A 19168-nucleotide genomic window follows, 5' to 3' on the forward strand; every position below is an offset into this window, starting at 1 on the left:
TTTACTTTTCATTACTTTTTCTTCCTGCATTCATAATTTATAACTCATTTTACAATGAGATAAAGATAAAATAAAAAAGCCGGTAATCTGCTTACCGGCTCATCTTTACTATCTAAATTTTATTTCAGTTTTTCAGTTATCTCGTGTAAAGCATTCGACAATCCGTCTGCATTCTTACCTCCGGCAGTAGCAAAGTGAGGCTGTCCTCCTCCTCCTCCTTGTATATGCTTAGCCGCATCGCGTACTATCTGCGAAGCATTCAGTCCGCGATCTTTCACCAGATCGTCACTTATCATCAGTGTCAGCATCGGTTTGTCTTCCGACTGGGTAGCACCCACGAAAACAGAATTAGCTGGAAATTGTCCTTTCAGCTGGAAAGCGATATCTTTTGCTATATCGGCAGGGAAAGGGCCTGTCAGCACAAAAACGTCTATGCCATTGATAACCTGCTTTTTCTTTATCAATGCCTCTTTTATCTGTACAGTCTTTTCCTTTACATATTCTTCTACCTGTTTTTTCAGTTCTGAATTTTCTTCTATGAACTTATGCAGCGACTGTATCAGGTTAGGCGTATTATTGAAGAATGATTTTACTTCGGTCAATACTTCCTGCTGGGTATAGAAATAATCTTCGCATACTTCGGCTGTAATAGCTTCTATACGGCGAATACCCGCAGCAATAGAACTTTCATTGATTATACGGAACGAACCGATACGCCCTGTAGACGAAATATGTGTTCCACCGCAAAGTTCTACAGAGTCACCGAATCGGATCACACGCACATCATCACCATACTTTTCACCGAACAAGGCCATTGCTCCCATTTCCTTAGCTTCGGCAATCGGCACATGGCGCATTTCCACGCGAGTGATGTTTTCGCGGATTTTGGCTGTCACATAACGCTCTATCTTGCGTATCTCCTTATCCGTCAGTTTCTGGAAATGAGAAAAGTCGAAACGTAGTACCGATGGGGACACATACGAACCTTTTTGTTCCACATGGTTGCCCAATATTTCGCGTAAGCCTTCGTGCAACAAGTGCGTAGCCGTATGATTACATTCCGTAGCCGTACGGTTTTTCGTATTGATACGTGCAACAAATATGGCAGTCACATCCTGCGGCAACTTGTTAGCCAGATGCACAGCCAGATTGTTTTCGCGTTTTGTATCAGTTATCTCTATTTCTTCATCGTCGTTTATCAGCCAGCCGCTATCACCTACCTGTCCTCCCATTTCGGCATAGAACGGTGTACGGTTGAGCACTAGTTGATAAAACTCATGATTCTTTTGCTTCACCTTACGGTAACGTAGTATTTCGGTCTCGCACTCGGTAACATCGTATCCGAAGAACTCCTGTTCGCCTTCTTTCAAAGTAACCCAGTCGCCTGTTTCCACTGCTGCTGCATTACGTGCGCGGTCTTTCTGCTTCTGCATTTCTGACTTGAATCCGTCGTTATCTACTGTCATTCCGTTTTCACGCAATATCAGTTCGGTCAGGTCGAGTGGGAAGCCATAAGTATCGTACAAGGTGAAAGCATCTGTACCATTAAGTTCCGATGAGCCTTTAGCTTTCGTATCGGTTATTTGCTTGTCGAGTAGCTTTATTCCGGTTTCAAGAGTGCGCAGGAATGATTCTTCTTCTTCCTTCATCACTTTTTCGATCAGCACTCTTTGTTGTACAAGTTCAGGGTAAGCATCGCCCATAGTCTCTATCAGAGCAGGGATTAGTTTGTACATAAATGCCTTGTGCTGGTCGAGGAATGTATATCCGTAACGAACGGCACGGCGAAGTATGCGGCGAATCACATATCCGGCTTTTGCATTCGACGGTAGTTGTCCGTCTGTAATAGAGAATGCGATTGTACGTATATGGTCGGCGATCACACGCATGGCGATATCTTTCTTTTCATCCTGACCATAAATGCTGCCTGATATCTCACCTATTGCTTTTATTATTATCTGGAAAACATCTGTATCGTAGTTAGATATTTTTCCCTGCACAGCCATACAAAGACGTTCGAAGCCCATACCTGTATCGATCACCTTTGCCGGAAGCGGCTCCAGTGACTTATCAGCCTTACGGTTGAACTGCATAAACACGAGGTTCCATATCTCTATCACCTGAGGGTGGCTTTCGTTTACCAACGTAAGACCATCTACTTTTACACGTTCTTCATCAGGACGCAGGTCTATATGAATTTCCGAGCATGGGCCGCACGGGCCGGTATCACCCATTTCCCAGAAGTTATCTTTCTTGTTTCCGTTGATTATTCTGCCTTTCGGAAGATATTTTTCCCAATACCCTGCTGCCTCATCGTCACGATCGAGACCTTCTTCGGGGCTTCCTTCAAAAACGGTCACATACAAGCGCTCTTTATCCAGTTTCAATACTTCTGTCAGATATTCCCATGCCCACTCTATCGCTTCTTTTTTGAAGTAATCGCCAAAAGACCAGTTACCAAGCATCTCGAACATAGTATGGTGATAGGTATCGTGTCCTACCTCTTCAAGGTCGTTGTGCTTGCCACTCACGCGAAGGCATTTCTGCGAATCGGCTACACGCGGATATTTAATAGGTGCATTGCCCAGTATAATGTCTTTAAACTGGTTCATACCCGCATTGGTAAACATAAGTGTAGGGTCGTCCTTAATTACCATCGGAGCCGATGGCACTATCTGGTGTCCTTTGGTAGTAAAGAATGATTTAAACGAATCACGAATTTCTTTGGAAGTCATCATTTTAGTTACAAGTTACGAGTAAACAAGTTACAAGTTATAATTTTAGTTTCAATATTGGCATATCGGTACATTAACCTATTGCCACCTTAATTAAATATAAACAATTTGCAAAAATAGTTCAAAAACTTTACTTTTGTCGAACTCGTGAAAATAAAAATGGCTATTTGCATAAAATGAAGCGAAAAGTATATTACCGATATAACCCGCAAACTCTTACTTACGAAAGAATTTATCCTAGTATGAAGGATAAATTTTTCACTGTTTTTCGACACCTGATATCGGGAATCATTGTGGGAATCGGTGCTTTGGTCGCTTTCGTCTATTTTTTTGGAACTCCCTGGGGAGAGGCTCAGAAGAAAGAGAACCTATTGATGCGTACTCAATATGAAGTATTGTCGAAGCGTCTGAATGAAGCATCCAGAGTACTCGGCGACATACAACAGCGTGACGATAACCTCTACAGGGCTATCTTTCATGCCGACCCTATTCCGCAATCGATACGAAATTCGGGTGTAGGTACTCCCGGAAGATACGATCATCTGATGGAATTGCCCAGCCCCGATCTGATAATACAGACCACAAAAAAGATGGATTATATATCGAAACAGTTATACATTCAGTCCAACTCTTTCGATGATGTATTAGATATGGCTAAAAGCCAGAAGGATCGCCTGAAACACATTCCGGCAATACAGCCCGTTTCGGATAAATTTCTGAGACACATGGCTTCGGGGTATGGTGTACGGATAGACCCTATATATGGTACAGCCCGTTTCCATCAAGGAATGGACTTTGCTGCTAATATAGGCACTCCGGTATATGCCACAGGAGATGGAACGGTTACCCTTGCCGACTGGAAGCAGGGTTATGGCAAATGTATCATGATAGATCACGGCTATGGCTATGAAACGCTTTATGCTCACCTCAACGAATATAAAGTACGTGCCGGACAAAAGGTCACACGCGGAGAAATGATCGGAGAAGTAGGAAACACAGGAAAATCCACAGGGCCTCATCTCCACTACGAAGTACATGTGAGAGGACAGGCAGACAATCCTGCCAAATACTACTTTATGGATCTTACGCCTGAAGAATATGATAAGATGCTACAAATAGCAGCTAATCATGGACAGGTGATGGACTAATACAGTTAACAGTTAGCAGTCAACAACAAAATATCAGTTTCTAGTACACTAGTAAACTTTAAGCTAGTAAACTAAAAAAATGAAAATCGACTTAGAAAACAGCAACCGTCTATATTATTCCCTGAAAGAAGTTGCCCTGCACTTTGAGGTGAATAAATCATTGCTGATTTTCTGGGAAACGGAATTCGATATTATCAGCCCCCGCAAGACCGATGGGGGAACACGCCAATACACAAAACAGGATATAGAAAATATATCTGTCGTCTATCATCTGGTAAAGGAGAAAGGCATGACACTGGAAGGTGCGCGCCAGACACTAAAACAAAAGAAAGACGAAACCACACGCAAAGTACAGGTTATTCAAAAACTGGAACAAATAAAGAAGGAACTGGAAGATATGGAGAGGGAGTTTGACATGTAATACAATGATTTAAATTCTGACAAATTAAAAAAATCAGCAAGAACTAGATGAAAAAAATTTATTTAATTCTACTATCTATAATACTATGCACTGGTCTATTGTTAGCACAGAGCAATGGAAAGCCAAAATCTACTACTAATATCGATTTGAAATCACCACCAAGTGATACTTCCATCCCAAACATAGAAATGGTACATGTGCAAGGAGGCTCTTTCACTATGGGCTGTACCTGCGAACAAAATAGTGACTGTAATGACAATGAAAAACCTGCACATCAAGTAACCCTCAGCGACTACTACATAGGTAAGTACGAAATAACACAAAACCAATGGGATATGGTAATGGGTAGTAACCCATCGCATAGAAAGGGCGATAACTTACCTGTAGAAAATATCAATTGGGATGACATCCAAGAATTTATCAGTAAGATAAATGCTCTTACAGGTAGAAACTACCGTCTACCCACCGAAGCTGAGTGGGAGTTTGCTGCCCGTGGAGGCAATAATAGTCGTGGTTATAAATACAGTGGTTGTAATAACTTAGACAGTGTTGCGTGGCATAACGGCAATTCTTCAAACCAATCACATCCTGTAGGTAGTAAATCGCCTAACGAATTAGGCATCTATGATATGAGTGGAAATATATTGGAATGGTGCTCAGATTGGTATGAAAGCTATAGTAACCATACACAGATTAATCCTAGCGGTCCCTCGTCTGGTATTGTCCACATCCTACGTGGTGGCAGTTGGATGCAAGAAGCCCAAATTTGTTGTGTATCACGTCGTCTTTATACTTTCCCTAGTAACAGTCATATCTTTATTGGTCTTCGACTTGCAAGTTCTTAGTTTTAATAGAAACAAAAGAGATACACCCAAGCGTAAGACACAGGGGATCAAACATTATCAGAACTGAAAATATATAAACGGTTGCGGTCCACTGGATGCCGTAGCAAATATGAGCCAGAAAATAAGTCCTGCCAATGTTGCTTTCCCGATCAGCGGAATAGTATTGAAGCCTGCTTTTACCTTACTTACAAAATTCTCGGGCAGAAAGTGCATCACATAACCAATGGCAATAAGAATGAATACATTCTGGTATGCCTCCAATATAGTAAACCACTCAGCAGGCGCAAATGTGAGGTTTCCGATATTTGCAATCAGATTACCTGCAAGTTCAAAGCTGTCGGCTCGGAAAAATATCCAACAGAAAGCTACAAAATGGAATGTGAGCAATATGCAGACAATACGTGTAAGACGGTTATCGGGTACTTTTATATATTGTTTGAAGAAACGCTCTATTGTCAGCATCAGACCATGCAGTCCGCCCCATACTACAAATTTCCACGATGCTCCATGCCATAACCCGCCTATGAGCATGGTCATAAAGAGATTGAAGTAAGTCCTTATCTTTCCCCTGCGGTTTCCCCCCATTGATATATACAGGTAATCGCGCAGCCACGAGGATAGGGAAATATGCCAACGGCGCCAGAACTCGGTTATCGATTGTGATTTGTAAGGGGTAAGGAAGTTTGGCGGAATCTTAAAGCCCATAAGTAACGACAAACCGATTGCCATATCGGAATATCCGGAGAAGTCGCAATATATCTGCAAGGTGTAACCATATACCGCCATCAGATTCTCAAAGGCAGTATAGCTTAATGGTGAATCGAATACCCTGTCTACAAAGTTGATGGATATATAGTCAGAAATAACAGCTTTCTTTATCAACCCTATCAGAATAAGGAATATAGCCGTACCGGCCTCTTCTTTTGTTAGATGAAGTTTGTTTTTCATCTGCGGCAGAAAATCTTTTGCCCTGATGATAGGACCTGCCACCAGTTTAGGGAAGAAGGTGATATAGAAACAGAAGTCGAGGAGCGAATCGGCAGGTTTCATCTCTTTTCGGTACAGGTCTACTCCATAACTGATAGCCTCGAATACAAAGAACGAAATACCGATGGGCAGTATGATATTATGCAAAGCAAAATCGCCCTGAAACAGAGCATTCATATTCTGTATGAAGAAATTGGTGTACTTAAAGTAGGCAAGCATCAACAGATTGCCAACAATAATAACAGTCAGCAAAAATTTCTGTGTCGAACGTTTCTCACTATTATACATCTTCACCGCAAGCAAATGAGTGAGGACTGCACAAATAACGAGCAAGACAAAATAATTGAGTGTGAAACTGAACAGGCCAAAGACATTTATATCCATCGTATCGCCTCCCGCCAGATAGTAGAAGTACAGGGAGAAAGCGATCAGATATACCTTACGGAAATGATCGTGGTTTTTACTCAGCACATACACTGTGTACACAACAAGGAAAAAGCCCAGAAAGAATGCACTGTTGAACAACAGGCGATGCTCGGGGTTGAACACGAAATAAGGGGCTATATCGGTTAGCAATTTTCCTATATAGTCGGGCAAATAGATATTACTGAGATCGTCAAACAGTGTTTTCAATTTATTCTGTGTTTTTTCTTATAGTTATTATATGCGTCGATAAAGTCGGATGCAAACAGCATTCCCTGAGCCTGATAACCCGATGTGGTATAATGCACCTTGTCGCGGGCTATCATCCGGGAGTATTCACCCTTAGGACCTATCCCCGATGCTCCACCCATACGTGTATATAAGTCCCATACCGGCATATTGGTCAATCCTGTAAGCGCTATACTGTAGTCGGACACGTATGTATTGGTGCGCCCGCGACGAAACATCGATGGCGGCGGGGTCATCACCAATATAACGGCTTCTTTGTTCTGTCTCTTTACATTGTTGACAAATTCCCTCAACTGGAAGATGTAATTGGTATCGGACATTTTTCCGAAAGATTCATTCGTACCGAAAGACAGTATAACCAGATCGGGAGCCAATATGGGCAACTGCTCAAAGAACAGCGGATATTTATTGTAGTCGGACAACTTGGCTCCATTCACTCCTATCGAGTGATAAATAAGGCCGGATCTATCATTTTCTATCACAAATCCGTTCAGGTTATACATTGCCCGTTTTGCTGCCGGAAATATTGTAATACAGTTCATCAGTGTATCACTGGTATAGGACGAATAATATGGCTCTGATACCATATCTACATGGTCAACCTCATCTTTATTTATATTGGAACGGACTACGCGGGGCTGTACTACTGTTTTTCCTTTTCCCGGTATTTTCAGGCTTTGGTTCACCCGTATTGAATTCGACCTCAACCCGCTCGCACTCTTTATCTGAGCCACAGTAACACCATATTTGCGGGCTATCGCTGAAAGAGTTTCACCTCTTTTCACTTTGTGATACCTGATTCCGCCCGATGAAGTCCTGCTCCCGCCCGTCACAGTTGTCTCTAATGGCTCTGCTGTAACCGACATCGTATATTGAGGCTCTTTAGTAGGATAAATGATCTTCACATTGCTAAATTCATAACCTTCGGTAGCTGATAGTTGCAGCACAAAATCGTCGGCAGAGGTATAAAGTGCTATTCCACTCAGTCCTATTCCCACATCGGCAATAGGAGAAACGTTCAGCAGGCTCTGCCAAGTCGCATTGCATGAATATCTTATATAGCGGGGGCCGTTTGTCCTGACAAGGCTGTAAGGAAAGGTAAAACCAACACCAGCGTTTCCAAATTTAAGCTGTAACGCTTCACGAATGGTATTAGTAAAAAAGTCTGCCTGAATATGCGAATCTCCAATGTGTACTATGTTTATCTTTCCGTCCTTATTTCGCTCTAGATTGTATAGCTTTTCAAAAACGGGAGACAGCAACACCTGATTGGAAAATATGTTTCCATCGTTATTCGTCTCCTTTATTCCTTTTGCCGACATAGTCTGAGGCAACAGAAATATCAGTGCGGAAAAATAATATATATAGCGTTGTACTTTTTTCAATAACTTCATCAAATCAATCTTCTGCTACGCCCTCTCCGTTAGAAGTTTTATATTTGGCGTATCCTTTATTTATTTCATTATAAATGAGCTTTGCTATCTTCCTCGAACCTGCAATGTTGAAGTGTGTATAATCCGTATTGGCCATTTTGTTGTTCACCCATGTCAGCATAGAACCTTTACCACCCATCACTTCGTATAGGTTGATATAGCCTGAGCCTGTCTTGCGGGCATAATTCTTTTGTGCATTTGCCAATGCCGTCACTGCCGGATCGGTCTGCATTTCACCATCTATCTTAGATGCCTTGTCGGCTGTAGAAATTATAAGTATATCGGCATTCGGAAAACACTTATGCAGATTGTTAACCACCGTCGTCATCGCTTTTTCGTACCAGTTGTAGTTCAACGATCCATGACCGAGCACGTTCGCTCCATATTGCAGAATGATGAGGTCGTAACCCAATTCCCTGTCGAATGCATTCATCAATGCCGGGCTCAGTATAGAAAGCGGCAGACCGGAATTTCCTCGCATCGAGAAGTTGTCGATGTGCACACCCTTACCATCATCGAAGTTGAATCCATATATCGGGATAGAATCCGCTTTAAGGAAATCGACCTGTAATGACCTCGCACTACGTGAGGTTAGCGCCAAAGTATTCAGTATAGACGAAGGATTGAGAGACTTCACCGATACAGAGTCCTTATCGGCTCTCACCGCTACACTGGCATTTCCGTTGCGCGAACTTCCGTAAAATAAAGTAGGGTTATTCAGTGTCTTCGAGTGGGGCTGTGCCTGCGCTTTATATCTCACCCAGTATGTATCAGCCGGATCTTTGGCGAAAAAGACCTGTCCGTCGATACCAAAAGCTCTTATCGGTTTCTTCACTCTGACAAAAGACTGAGAGAACCAGTTCTTCGAAAACTGGTGTGACACAGAACCGCGCGATGCAGCCGAAAGAGAAGATACAGATACAAATCCGACTCCTTCTCCGCCATAAACCGATTGGAATTCACTGCGCACATCCTGTACTATATAATCCCCGTCATTCATGGAATCTCCGAAATAACCGATACGCACACTCCCTTCTTTGCTCTGTTCCAACTGATAGAGCTTTGCATAGAAGCGTTGAAGATTATGGTAACCTTCGGCACTGAGTGATGGGCTAAGACTGGTATCTATTTCTTTTACAGGCTCGGGCAGTTGTTCCCGAGCTGAATCCTCTTCATTATTATCAGCAGGTTTATTCTCTTTCTCTTTAGGTTTTATCTGAGTAGTATCGGGTACAACAACGGGAATTTCCTCTATAACTACTGTGTCGTTCTGTGCTTCGAGCGCCATACTGTCTATGATAATATTTTCGGTAACAAGGGTATGTTCCGGAAATAAACGTGGCGGCAGTATATTTTTAAATATCAAAAATGCAACGATGGATAAGACAACAAATAGAATAGCCTTTCCCAAATATGACTTATCGGATGTACTCACACTTTGCAATTTAGTCTGAATTTCGGATTATTAATTGATCAATTTCCTCATAAAATTTGTGCAAAGCTAGTTACTTTCTTTGAAAATGTATAGGAGATAACTGATATTTTAGTGATATTTTGCTTTTGCAGTAATGTGCTCTATTTCAATTTTGAAAGTAGCTGTCCTACCCCATGACTTGTCCATATATTTTTCACCCGATTCTGTATAGTCGGGAGAATATTTTGCGACAAGCAGCCGCAGGGCTTTCCGTTTTTCTTCGTCTGTCAGGTTTATATCTGCTTTGCCGAATATAACAATACTCTCATACAAAGTAGTAAACTGTTCGGCTACAGGCTTTGTAACCCCTACGATAGTAAATGAGACTTTCATATTTTCTTTCAGTATATCGAGTTTCTTTCCTTCGGGTGCACAATGGAAATAAAGGCTGTTAGTAGTTTCATCATACGCATAACTGATAGGTATTCCGTAACTATAACCGCTTTCGTCGATACCCAAACTGAGGAATCCATATTCGGAATCCTGCAATAACTCTTTTATACGTATCTGGTCATCCAATATTCTGTTTTGTCATCTGATTTCCCTGAACATATCTGTTTAAAATATATGATAAAAAATTACATACATCATCCCCACATTATAGCCTGCATGACCAACAATTGCTCCTGATATGGAACCGGTCTTCTCCTTACATAAAAAGAGTAACTGGCTAAGGATAAACATACCGGAAACCCAAAGAATAGCAGGAACAGACAAAAACTCCCATCCGCCCATATGATATACAACTCCGAAATGCGCCAGATGTGTGAGAGCGAAAGCAAGGCTATCGAATATAGAGGCTTTCGTTTCACCGAATTGTTCTACAAAACTTCCATGCACTACACCCCTATAAAAAAGCTCTTCTCCTATCGGACTAAAAGTCATTCCCACAAGAGAAAACATGACGAAGAACATAAGCTTATTTGCGGCTAATGCTTCACCGGGTATTGTGTATGATCTCGATATATAAACGAAACTATTATTAATGGTATCGGCATACAGAAACTTTGCACAAATAAACATCAAAGCGCAAAAAGCAAAGCCGATAAAGAAAGAAGTTATCAGCCAATAATAATTTACCGGCTTTTTTATACCGATATACTTTCTACCATCCTTAGACAGAAGGATAAAAGGTACAACCCACATGATAAGAAATATAATGGAGACAGTGCCATATCCGCCGGAAGCATTGGCATCGAGCACCATGATGAAGCGGGGAATCCCGAATAACAGAATCAGGAATACACCCAACTTCCAGTTATAAGTAAGGAATCTGAAAAACGGCCTTAATGCTCTTTTTTCAATATCCATTCCAATAATTATTACGGGCTTTTTCTCTTGGCTTCTTCACACCCTCCATAGGGAAACCTATAACAAAGCTGTTTGTATAATGATGCGTCTGTATATCGTGTACTTTGGTCTGATACCACGATCCAAGATAGCCTACACGTATAGTATATTTATTGATTGGAATGTCTACGGTCAGATAATTACGTAACGCCCGCTGATTGTGCAGCGATGCAAAGTTGACCACTCCGACTGAGTTTCCGAGTGATATTTCGTAGTACGATTGTCCGTATTTGGGGGAGAACAGCATGCCCATGAAAGGGCTGCCGACTTGCCAGCGAAGGGCAAACCATTTGAATTTGTATGATGCAATAACCGAAAGGTTCAGGTTAGTATAGGCGCGTGCAGTAGCCGGATTGTTACCGTTACGCTCATTATAAAGCACTCCTGCATTGACATCCCAAAATCCGCCTACCCCTAAGCGAAACGCCGGAGTATTATACAGGCTGTAATGCCCGCCCAGACGGTAATTAGCTAATAGCCAGTATTCAGACACATTTCCGGCAGGATTGTCGCCCTTCGAGAAATCAAGTTCGAATATTTGCTGTTTATAAAACTTATAGTCAAACCACGTAGTACGGCGCAGTTGTTCGTACATCAGCCGGATATTAAAACCTTTGTACTCCAATGGAGACAGGTATGTATCATACATATTGGCTGAGCCGATAGAAGCGGAGAATGTGTTATTGGTGATTAACGGAGACATTACAAGTTCAGGACTGACCATAGGTATAGGCACATCCGGAATTTCCTCCTCTACAGGAATCATAGAGAAGTATATAGCCAGAGAGTCTTCTTTAGTCAAAGTATTTACGTTCTGTGAAAAAGAAGGCAAAAAGAAGAATATGCCTGCAAATAAATACAGGAAACGAAATAGTCTCTTTTTATTTACACTCTTATTCTTCCCCCTCCTTGTCCTCATCTTTAAACAAAGATTTCTGTCCTGTTATTTCATCTATAATATCAGATATAGGACGATCGTCTATATCGTCGTCATCATCTATCTGCACTTCAAATTTCTTCTCATCCTCCTCCTTCGGCTCAGGGAAACGGATCGGTTCCAGTTCTTTTATCTCGCCGATTTCGAATGTAGACAGGCGTTTACCTTTTGCCTTAAAGCCTTTGACTGCAATAAATTCTTCGGCATCGAGTTCCAATGCTTCCCGATAACTGTCGCGTCCGCCGAATGTAACCTGTATGCGCGGATAGACTGTATCGGTCAGTATATTCAATTTCGATTCGGGATTTTCTCCTAAGAAATTCTGTATCTTCGAGGATGCCTCGAAAGTAAAGCGTTTCATGTACATATACTGCTGGTCGGCATCGAACAACACCGCTGTCCAGTTCTTATCGGCTACATATTTTTCTATAACTATCATTCCGGCTTCGTAGTGATTGGTCACCTCGAATGAAGTAGTATGGAAATCCCCATTCTGATTTACAACCAGTATCTGATCGTCACTCTGAAACTCGCCCAGATATTTGCCTCGTTCGTCATAGTTGAGACGTAGCACATCCTGATCGAACCAGACTTTGCGTCCGCCCAGTGTAGAACCACCTTTCTGCTTCAACGAGATTTTATGCACTTCGGCTTTAGTCAGTATATTACCCATCGACTGACGCCCTTTGATAGCTATATCGCTGAAATCTTTCTCGAACACGAGAATCTTCTGGCGTGGCTTCGGTTTCAGTATCACGCGTATCGTTTCGGCCTCTCCGTTCGGGTTAGCACTGAAATACACAATGCGTGAACCTTCCTTACCTTGTGTCACATCATATTCCTTGTCGCGGGTAATACCTGTTACGGCAAAGCGTTTGATATAGTCGGGGCCTGTTTTTCCATGACGATATACCACATTGTAAATCGTACGTTTGTCATTGCGACGAAAAACATTGAGGTATAAGATATTCTTTCCGACAAACATCTTGTCGCTCACTTTTACAATCTTATATTTTCCGTCTTTGAAGAACAGGATAATATCATCGATATCGGAACAGTTAGAAACAAACTCGTCTTTCTTCAACGATGTACCGATAAATCCTTCTTCGCGATTGATATAGAGTTTTTCGTTGGCTTCCACCACTTTAGTGGCTTCGATGGTATCGAAACTGCGAATCTCCGTTTTGCGGGGATAGTTCTTACCGTATTTATCTTTCAGCATCACATACCACGAAATGGTATAGTCTATAATATTCTCTATATTGTGCTTTATCTCTTCTATTTCTTCCTTGTACTTGGCAATCAGTTCATCAGCCTTGTCTGAATTAAATTTGAGGATGCGCCCCATCTTTATTTCCATCAACTTCATGATATCCTCGCGGGTTACCTCACGTATAAAGAGTTTTGCAAATTTAGCCAGACGCTTGTCGATATGCTCAACGGCAGCATCCATATTAGCAGCATTCTCAAATTCCTTATCCTTATAGATACGCTCTTCGATAAATATCTTTTCAAGAGAAGAGAAATGAAGTGTTTCTTCCAGTTCGCTTTTCTGAATCTCAAGTTCGAGTTGAAGCAGGCGTTGTGTATTGTCAGTCGTAAAACGAAGAATATCGCTCACAGTAAGGAAGTGCGGCTTATTGTCCTCTATTATACAGCAGTTTGGCGAAATACTTATCTCGCAATCGGTAAAGGCATACAGGGCATCAATGGTTTTATCGGAAGATACTCCGGCTGCCAGATGTACATGTATCTCTACATTCTGTGCCGTAATATCGTCTACCTTACGGATCTTTATCTTACCCTTGTCGTTGGCTTTCAGTATAGATTCTACCACTGATGAAGATGTACGCCCATAAGGTATATCACTTATTACAAGTGTTTTATTATCCAGTTTCGATATTTTAGCCCGTACTTTTACCGAACCTCCACGCTCACCGTCATTGTATTTACTGACATCTACATAACCTCCGGTCTGAAAATCGGGATAAAGCGTAAAATCTTCACCCTGCAAATGTGCTACCGAAGCATCACAAAGGTCATTATAATTGTGAGGAAGTATTTTTGAAGACAGTCCTACTGCAATACCTTCCGCTCCCTGTGCTAGCAATAGCGGGAACTTAACGGGAAGCGTAACAGGTTCTTTGTTACGTCCGTCATACGATGGTTTCCATTCTGTTGTTTTCGGATTAAACAGCACCTCAAGTGCAAACTTAGATAGGCGCGCTTCGATATAGCGCGGTGCAGCTGCACCGTCACCTGTAAACACATTACCCCAGTTACCCTGACAATCTACCAGCAGATCTTTTTGTCCCATTTGCACCAACGCATCACCAATGGAGGCATCACCATGCGGATGGAACTGCATTGTATGTCCGATAATGTTTGCTACTTTATTGTAGCGTCCGTCGTCCATGCGTTTCATGGAGTGCATAATACGGCGTTGTACGGGTTTCAATCCGTCTCCTATATGGGGAACAGCACGTTCGAGAATTACATACGAAGCATAGTCCAGAAACCAATTCTGAAACATGCCCGACAGGTGTAACTGATTATCCGCTGCGTCTTTTACCGGAACTTTATAATCGGAATGTGAATTCCCATCAGTGGAATCCTCCTCTATTTGTGGTTCGTCGTTCTCTAAATTCTCTGGTTCGTCAATAATATCTTCGGGGAGCATGCGTAAAATTTGATTTTAATAGCTATTAAAAAACTCGTTCAAAGATAGCTTTTTTTGATGGAATTTCAAAACACAAAGAGGCATTCCAATCAACAGTATAACAACATCTTTTTTGCTAATATTCATTTTTTTAATACTTTTGCCGGCAATAACTCAATTTAACAAAACTAAATCTTATGAAGCTATTAAAAAACTACTTCCTGCCTCTCTTTATTGTGTTTGCATTTGCGGCATGCGACAGCGATGACAACAACGATATCATCGAACCCCCTATCACAGAGTATAACCTGACAAAATTAGAAGTAACATTTGCCGATCAGGTAAAAAGACCTTTGTTCGATCTTACCTATGATGATAATAATAAGTTGACACAAGCAGTCTATTATTTCTACAATATCGGGGAAGAAGATGGTGATGAGACTGACGTAAAGCTGGACGAAACTATGACTTATCATTTCATTCATAGTGCCGATATAATATCGGTAAACTGCATTCGTATAAATCACACAAAAGACGATGCAAAAAGCGAATGGATCACTACCCTTACCACATCAAACGGACGCATTGTAAAGGCATCAAACGTAAACAACAAGGGTAAAACAATTGTGTATACATGGGAAAATAACAAGCTTAAAAAAGTATTCAATTATGACTTCACCTACAATGGCAGCAATGTAGAGAAAGCCATTGAAGCACATGAGTACTCAGATGATTATTACATTAGAGAAAATACCTGTTCGTACGCATTAACATGTAATACCAACAAAACGAACCCATTTGCTTACATCCCATTAGAGTTACTGGCTGTAATGGATTCAGACGGTGATAATATGGATATACTCCCATTGGTGTTATCTGCTAACGAAGTACAACAAGTAGTACACAATGACGAAGCAAAAATGAAGAAAAGCCCGGATAATAACGTGGAGTGGGAATCGATGGTTAAAGAGACCATCAATTACACATATACTCGGGATAATAATAATCTTGTAACGACTGCGACAACCCAACAGACCGATTATTTCAGTCTTACACACCATGTTGACTCCCAATGGAATGTAGAAGAAACTACTGATGGTGGATCTACTCTTATGCATTTCACCTATGTAGAAAGATAAGACATTTACAATACCCCAAATAATAAAGGCGTGAGTTTCGAAATTCACGCCTTTATTTTAGAGCCTGTTTAAATTTTACCAAAATATTTTATTATAGATTCTTTTTCATTCATTTTTAGGCTCTTTTGGGAATAATTTATCCCTTTTATCGGCTTAAATAGCCCGCTATTATCACCTCAAAAAAGAATAAATTATTCCCAAAATGGCTCTAAAAATCTGAATGAATAAAATTTAAACAGACTCTTATTATTGAAAAAATATAAGTATCACTTCTTTGAAGAAATAGTAAGCCAGTATAAAAGCAACTATCAGTTTGAGCAATGTACCGGCTACAAACCCGACAAATGCTCCTGCTCCGGCTTTAAGAGCGACCTTAAATTCCTTTTCGTTGAGTAACTCACCTACTACAGCACCTACAAAAGGGAACAAAATAATTCCATAGGGAGGGAAAATGAACATACCGACTACAACACCGATAGCACATCCCCATGCCCCCCATTTGCCTCCACCCAACTTCTTAGTTCCCCAAATGGGGACAAAGTAGTCCAATATCTGTACAATGATAACGACAATACCCCACCCAATGAGAAACGCAGGCGAAAAATCGACACGCGTGGTAAGGTGCAGCAGCACGATAGCTATATAGCTAAGAGGCACTCCGGGCAATACGGGTAATATACAGCCTAAAATACCGATAATAGTCAGTACGGCACCTATAACTATGAGAACTATATCTAACGTCATTTAGTAACTGTTTAAATTTGACCGAAAATATTCCTGATAACTGTTTCTGATAACAAAAGAGCAGTGCAATACTATGTATTACACTGCCCAACAAATTTTGATGTGCGCATGAAGGGACTCGAACCCCCACGACCGTAGGTCACTGCCACCTGAAGACAGCGCGGCTACCAATTACGCCACATGCGCTTGATGGCACAAAATTAATACATTTTTTTTATCTGAAACAGAAATATGCTAAAATAATTACAATATTCATTCATAATATATCTATAGTCGGGCTGACACAACTAATCTTATAAATATTATCTATGATATATTCGTCAACACAAAACGCATTCGGTGTGTTACTTAGATATACATAAACATAGTAAACCTGTTGTATCATGAAAGCAAATCAAATACTAAAACCTGTGGGCGAATTTAAAGGCTATGAAGAAGCCCGTAAGGACAAAAGAAACGAACCATTGGTAATTATCAGCGAGAAAGAAGTAAAAGCTGCCCTTAACAGGATAAACCCTGACGAAAACAGTATGGACAGAGGCTGATAGCCCCGATCTGAAAGAGTAAACCTCAAAGCAGAAAAACTTTGGGGTTTTATTTTCACAGGCTTACAGTTTTTGAAATCTTCATTATTTTATGCTTAATTTATCCGATACACAGTATAGATAATTTCATTTTGAAAAAATACATTATTGAAATATCAAGATCAGGAATAAACTAAAGACTAAAAACAAAAAAGACCTTCAATTTCTTGAAAGTCTTTGTGCGCACGGCGAGACTCGAACTCGCACATCGTTACCGAAACTACCCCCTCAAAGTAGCGTGTCTACCAATTTCACCACGTGCGCTTTTGCTGTAAACAAAAAATGTGACCTCTTGTCACATTTGAGCGAAAGACGGGATTCGAACCCGCGACCCCGACCTTGGCAAGGTCGTGCTCTACCAACTGAGCTACTTTCGCGTTTGCGAGTGCAAATATAGAGGCTATTTTTAATTTATCAAAATTTTCACTTACTATTTTAATATTACCTGCTCATTTTTTTATAATCTACGGCTGACAGGCACATACAGATTCCTCTCTTTCAGATTATGAATAAAGTTTCGCGGATCCTCTTCATAAATGGAATTAACCTTCGGCGTATAACCTAGATGAGCATTGGGTAAAAACTCTTTTATTCCGGTTAAGAAGATTTCGCGCTTCTCTTCTGTACCACAATTTATGATAACCTTAAGACCGTTCTTTGCTAGAAACTGAAAATGTTGCGTTTCAGATATTGGTATGAGACCATAAAGCTTCTCTTTCACTACTACCGGTTTTATCCAAACTATTGAATTATTATCTTTTCCTGCAGCAATAAGACGAGCCCAATAAGCCCCACCCTTAAAAATTCCTATATACATCACATATTCGAAGAATGCGAAAATAATGAGTATAACTCCGAGAACAAACATAAGCGGAGCCGATAGTTCTATAGCCACATAAAAAGAGAATACTGATGCACCCAAAAGAACAATGATAAATATAGTATATAAAAATCGGGTGTTATCAATATTCCCTTCTATAAATGATTTAAAATCATTCTCATCTTTTACTTCACTTCCCATACATCCTTAGTCATCAGATAGTCGCGCAGGCTGCGAATCGGATTTTTAGCCTGTACTTCTTTTATCTGCTCTGCAACACCCTCATCGTAAGTCAGGGCTTTTACATCGCGGATAACCCCCAAAGCTACCGGCAGACCGTTTTCGAGCGACATCAGACCGAGTTTCAGATGCAAAGTATTGTCCTCAGTAGTGGAATCATGTACCAGTACATCGTCTATTGTATAACCTTCCTGTCCGACAGTAACCGCTTTCAGGTTCCAGCCATCCATTACCAGCCCTTTGTCCTTATTGGCTCCGAAAAGCATCTTTTCGCCTTGTTTAAGCAGGATGGTACGCTCGGCACGCCAAGCCTTATCTGCTACATTTTCGTGTATAGCATCGTTAAAGATCACACAGTTCTGCAATACTTCTATTACCGATGCTCCTTTATGTCTGGCAGCGTCAGCCAATACTTCGGTAGTATTAGACAGGTCTACGTCTATACAGCGGGCAAAAAATGTTCCTCTGGCTCCCAATGCAAGTTCTATCGGATGAAATGGGTCTTCTACCGTTCCGTAAGGCGATGTCTTTGACACGAATCCCCTGTCGGAAGTCGGTGAGAATTGCCCTTTGGTCAGTCCGTATATTTTATTATTGAACAGAAGTATATTGATATCTACATTGCGGCGTACGGCGTGTATAAAATGATTACCGCCAATAGCAAGGCTGTCGCCATCGCCTGTAGCAAGCCATACGGTCAATTCGGGTTTAGCAGTCTTTACACCTGTAGCAATAGCTGCACCACGCCCATGAATAGTATGAAAGCCATAAGTATTCATATAGTAAGGCAAGCGAGAAGAGCAACCGATACCGGATATCACAGCCGTCATGTGGGGTTCAATATCCAGCTCGGCCATAGCTTTATGTAAACAATTCAGAATGGCATGGTCTCCACAACCGGGACACCAACGCACGTACTGGTCACTTTTATAATCTTTAGCCTGATGTAATGAGGCCATTTTCAAATTTGTATCTATCAT

General features: G+C 41.1%; 16 protein-coding genes and 3 tRNA genes. 5 read left to right on the forward strand and 14 right to left on the reverse strand.

Features of this window, described 5'->3' with window-relative positions; all coding sequences use genetic code 11:
• Nucleotides 1-119 precede the first annotated feature (119 nt).
• Nucleotides 120-2738, reverse strand: coding sequence for an alanine--tRNA ligase (alaS, locus tag M2448_RS12740; RefSeq protein ID WP_280646414.1), 2619 nt, complete (start codon nucleotides 2736-2738; stop codon nucleotides 120-122).
• A gap of 173 nt (nucleotides 2739-2911) precedes the next feature.
• Between alaS and M2448_RS12745 the strand changes: the two genes are divergently transcribed.
• From M2448_RS12745 to M2448_RS12755, 3 genes are all read left to right on the forward strand, one after another.
• The gene (locus M2448_RS12745; RefSeq protein ID WP_280646413.1) at nucleotides 2912-3883 is read left to right on the forward strand and encodes a M23 family metallopeptidase; all 972 of its coding nucleotides are present in this window, start codon (nucleotides 2912-2914) and stop codon (nucleotides 3881-3883) included.
• A 79-nt stretch (nucleotides 3884-3962) separates the two neighbouring features.
• Nucleotides 3963-4304 carry a MerR family transcriptional regulator gene (locus M2448_RS12750; protein WP_280646412.1) on the forward strand — a complete coding sequence of 114 codons (342 nt, stop codon included), beginning with the start codon at nucleotides 3963-3965 and terminating at the stop codon, nucleotides 4302-4304.
• A 47-nt stretch (nucleotides 4305-4351) separates the two neighbouring features.
• On the forward strand, nucleotides 4352-5149 hold the full coding sequence (locus M2448_RS12755; protein ID WP_280646411.1) for an SUMF1/EgtB/PvdO family nonheme iron enzyme: 798 nt from the start codon (nucleotides 4352-4354) through the stop codon (nucleotides 5147-5149).
• 57 nt (nucleotides 5150-5206) lie between these two features.
• Here M2448_RS12755 and M2448_RS12760 read toward each other — a convergent pair whose 3' ends face one another.
• From M2448_RS12760 to M2448_RS12790, 7 genes are all read right to left on the reverse strand, one after another.
• A complete protein-coding gene (locus M2448_RS12760) occupies nucleotides 5207-6721 on the reverse strand; it encodes an MBOAT family protein (RefSeq protein ID WP_280646469.1) in 1515 nt (504 codons plus the stop codon).
• Nucleotides 6722-6765: 44 nt separating this feature from the next.
• Nucleotides 6766-8202 (reverse strand): LysM peptidoglycan-binding domain-containing protein, encoded by a 1437-nt coding sequence (locus M2448_RS12765; protein WP_280646410.1) that lies wholly within the window; start codon nucleotides 8200-8202, stop codon nucleotides 6766-6768.
• A gap of 4 nt (nucleotides 8203-8206) precedes the next feature.
• Nucleotides 8207-9676, reverse strand: coding sequence for a hypothetical protein (locus M2448_RS12770; protein ID WP_280646409.1), 1470 nt, complete (start codon nucleotides 9674-9676; stop codon nucleotides 8207-8209).
• A gap of 108 nt (nucleotides 9677-9784) precedes the next feature.
• On the reverse strand, nucleotides 9785-10234 hold the full coding sequence (locus M2448_RS12775; RefSeq protein WP_280646408.1) for a pyridoxamine 5'-phosphate oxidase family protein: 450 nt from the start codon (nucleotides 10232-10234) through the stop codon (nucleotides 9785-9787).
• A 39-nt stretch (nucleotides 10235-10273) separates the two neighbouring features.
• The gene (locus tag M2448_RS12780; protein WP_280646407.1) at nucleotides 10274-11026 is read right to left on the reverse strand and encodes a CPBP family intramembrane glutamic endopeptidase; all 753 of its coding nucleotides are present in this window, start codon (nucleotides 11024-11026) and stop codon (nucleotides 10274-10276) included.
• A complete protein-coding gene (locus M2448_RS12785) occupies nucleotides 11016-11984 on the reverse strand; it encodes a DUF3316 domain-containing protein (RefSeq protein ID WP_280646406.1) in 969 nt (322 codons plus the stop codon). Before M2448_RS12785 ends, M2448_RS12780 begins: the two co-directional genes overlap by 11 nt.
• A complete protein-coding gene (locus M2448_RS12790) occupies nucleotides 11959-14682 on the reverse strand; it encodes a DNA gyrase/topoisomerase IV subunit A (protein WP_280646405.1) in 2724 nt (907 codons plus the stop codon). Before M2448_RS12790 ends, M2448_RS12785 begins: the two co-directional genes overlap by 26 nt.
• Before the next feature lie 176 nt (nucleotides 14683-14858).
• Here M2448_RS12790 and M2448_RS12795 point away from each other — a divergent pair, with 176 nt between their 5' ends.
• Nucleotides 14859-15800 carry a hypothetical protein gene (locus M2448_RS12795; RefSeq protein ID WP_280646404.1) on the forward strand — a complete coding sequence of 314 codons (942 nt, stop codon included), beginning with the start codon at nucleotides 14859-14861 and terminating at the stop codon, nucleotides 15798-15800.
• Between the two features lie 246 nt (nucleotides 15801-16046).
• Here the strand turns inward: M2448_RS12795 and M2448_RS12800 are convergent, their stop codons facing one another.
• Both M2448_RS12800 and M2448_RS12805 read right to left on the reverse strand, forming a co-directional pair.
• On the reverse strand, nucleotides 16047-16544 hold the full coding sequence (locus tag M2448_RS12800; RefSeq protein WP_280646403.1) for a DUF456 domain-containing protein: 498 nt from the start codon (nucleotides 16542-16544) through the stop codon (nucleotides 16047-16049).
• A gap of 103 nt (nucleotides 16545-16647) precedes the next feature.
• Nucleotides 16648-16730 (reverse strand) — tRNA-Leu (locus M2448_RS12805).
• 197 nt (nucleotides 16731-16927) lie between these two features.
• Here M2448_RS12805 and M2448_RS12810 point away from each other — a divergent pair.
• A complete protein-coding gene (locus M2448_RS12810; RefSeq protein WP_280646402.1) occupies nucleotides 16928-17089 on the forward strand; it encodes a hypothetical protein in 162 nt (53 codons plus the stop codon).
• A 219-nt stretch (nucleotides 17090-17308) separates the two neighbouring features.
• On the opposite strand, the gene M2448_RS12815 is transcribed toward M2448_RS12810, so the two are convergent.
• The 4 genes from M2448_RS12815 to M2448_RS12830 all read right to left on the reverse strand — a co-directional run bounded on the left by M2448_RS12815 (nucleotide 17309) and on the right by M2448_RS12830 (nucleotide 19168).
• A tRNA-Leu gene (locus tag M2448_RS12815) sits at nucleotides 17309-17392 on the reverse strand.
• 40 nt (nucleotides 17393-17432) lie between these two features.
• Nucleotides 17433-17505, reverse strand: a tRNA-Gly gene (locus M2448_RS12820).
• Nucleotides 17506-17585: 80 nt separating this feature from the next.
• A complete protein-coding gene (locus M2448_RS12825; protein ID WP_280646401.1) occupies nucleotides 17586-18149 on the reverse strand; it encodes a hypothetical protein in 564 nt (187 codons plus the stop codon).
• Nucleotides 18134-19168: a 2-oxoacid:ferredoxin oxidoreductase subunit beta gene (locus M2448_RS12830; protein ID WP_280646400.1), complete on the reverse strand. Its 1035-nt coding sequence runs from the start codon at nucleotides 19166-19168 to the stop codon at nucleotides 18134-18136. Before M2448_RS12830 ends, M2448_RS12825 begins: the two co-directional genes overlap by 16 nt.

The sequence above is a fragment of the Dysgonomonas sp. PF1-14 genome (assembly GCF_029892965.1).
Lineage (GTDB): Bacteria > Bacteroidota > Bacteroidia > Bacteroidales > Dysgonomonadaceae > Dysgonomonas.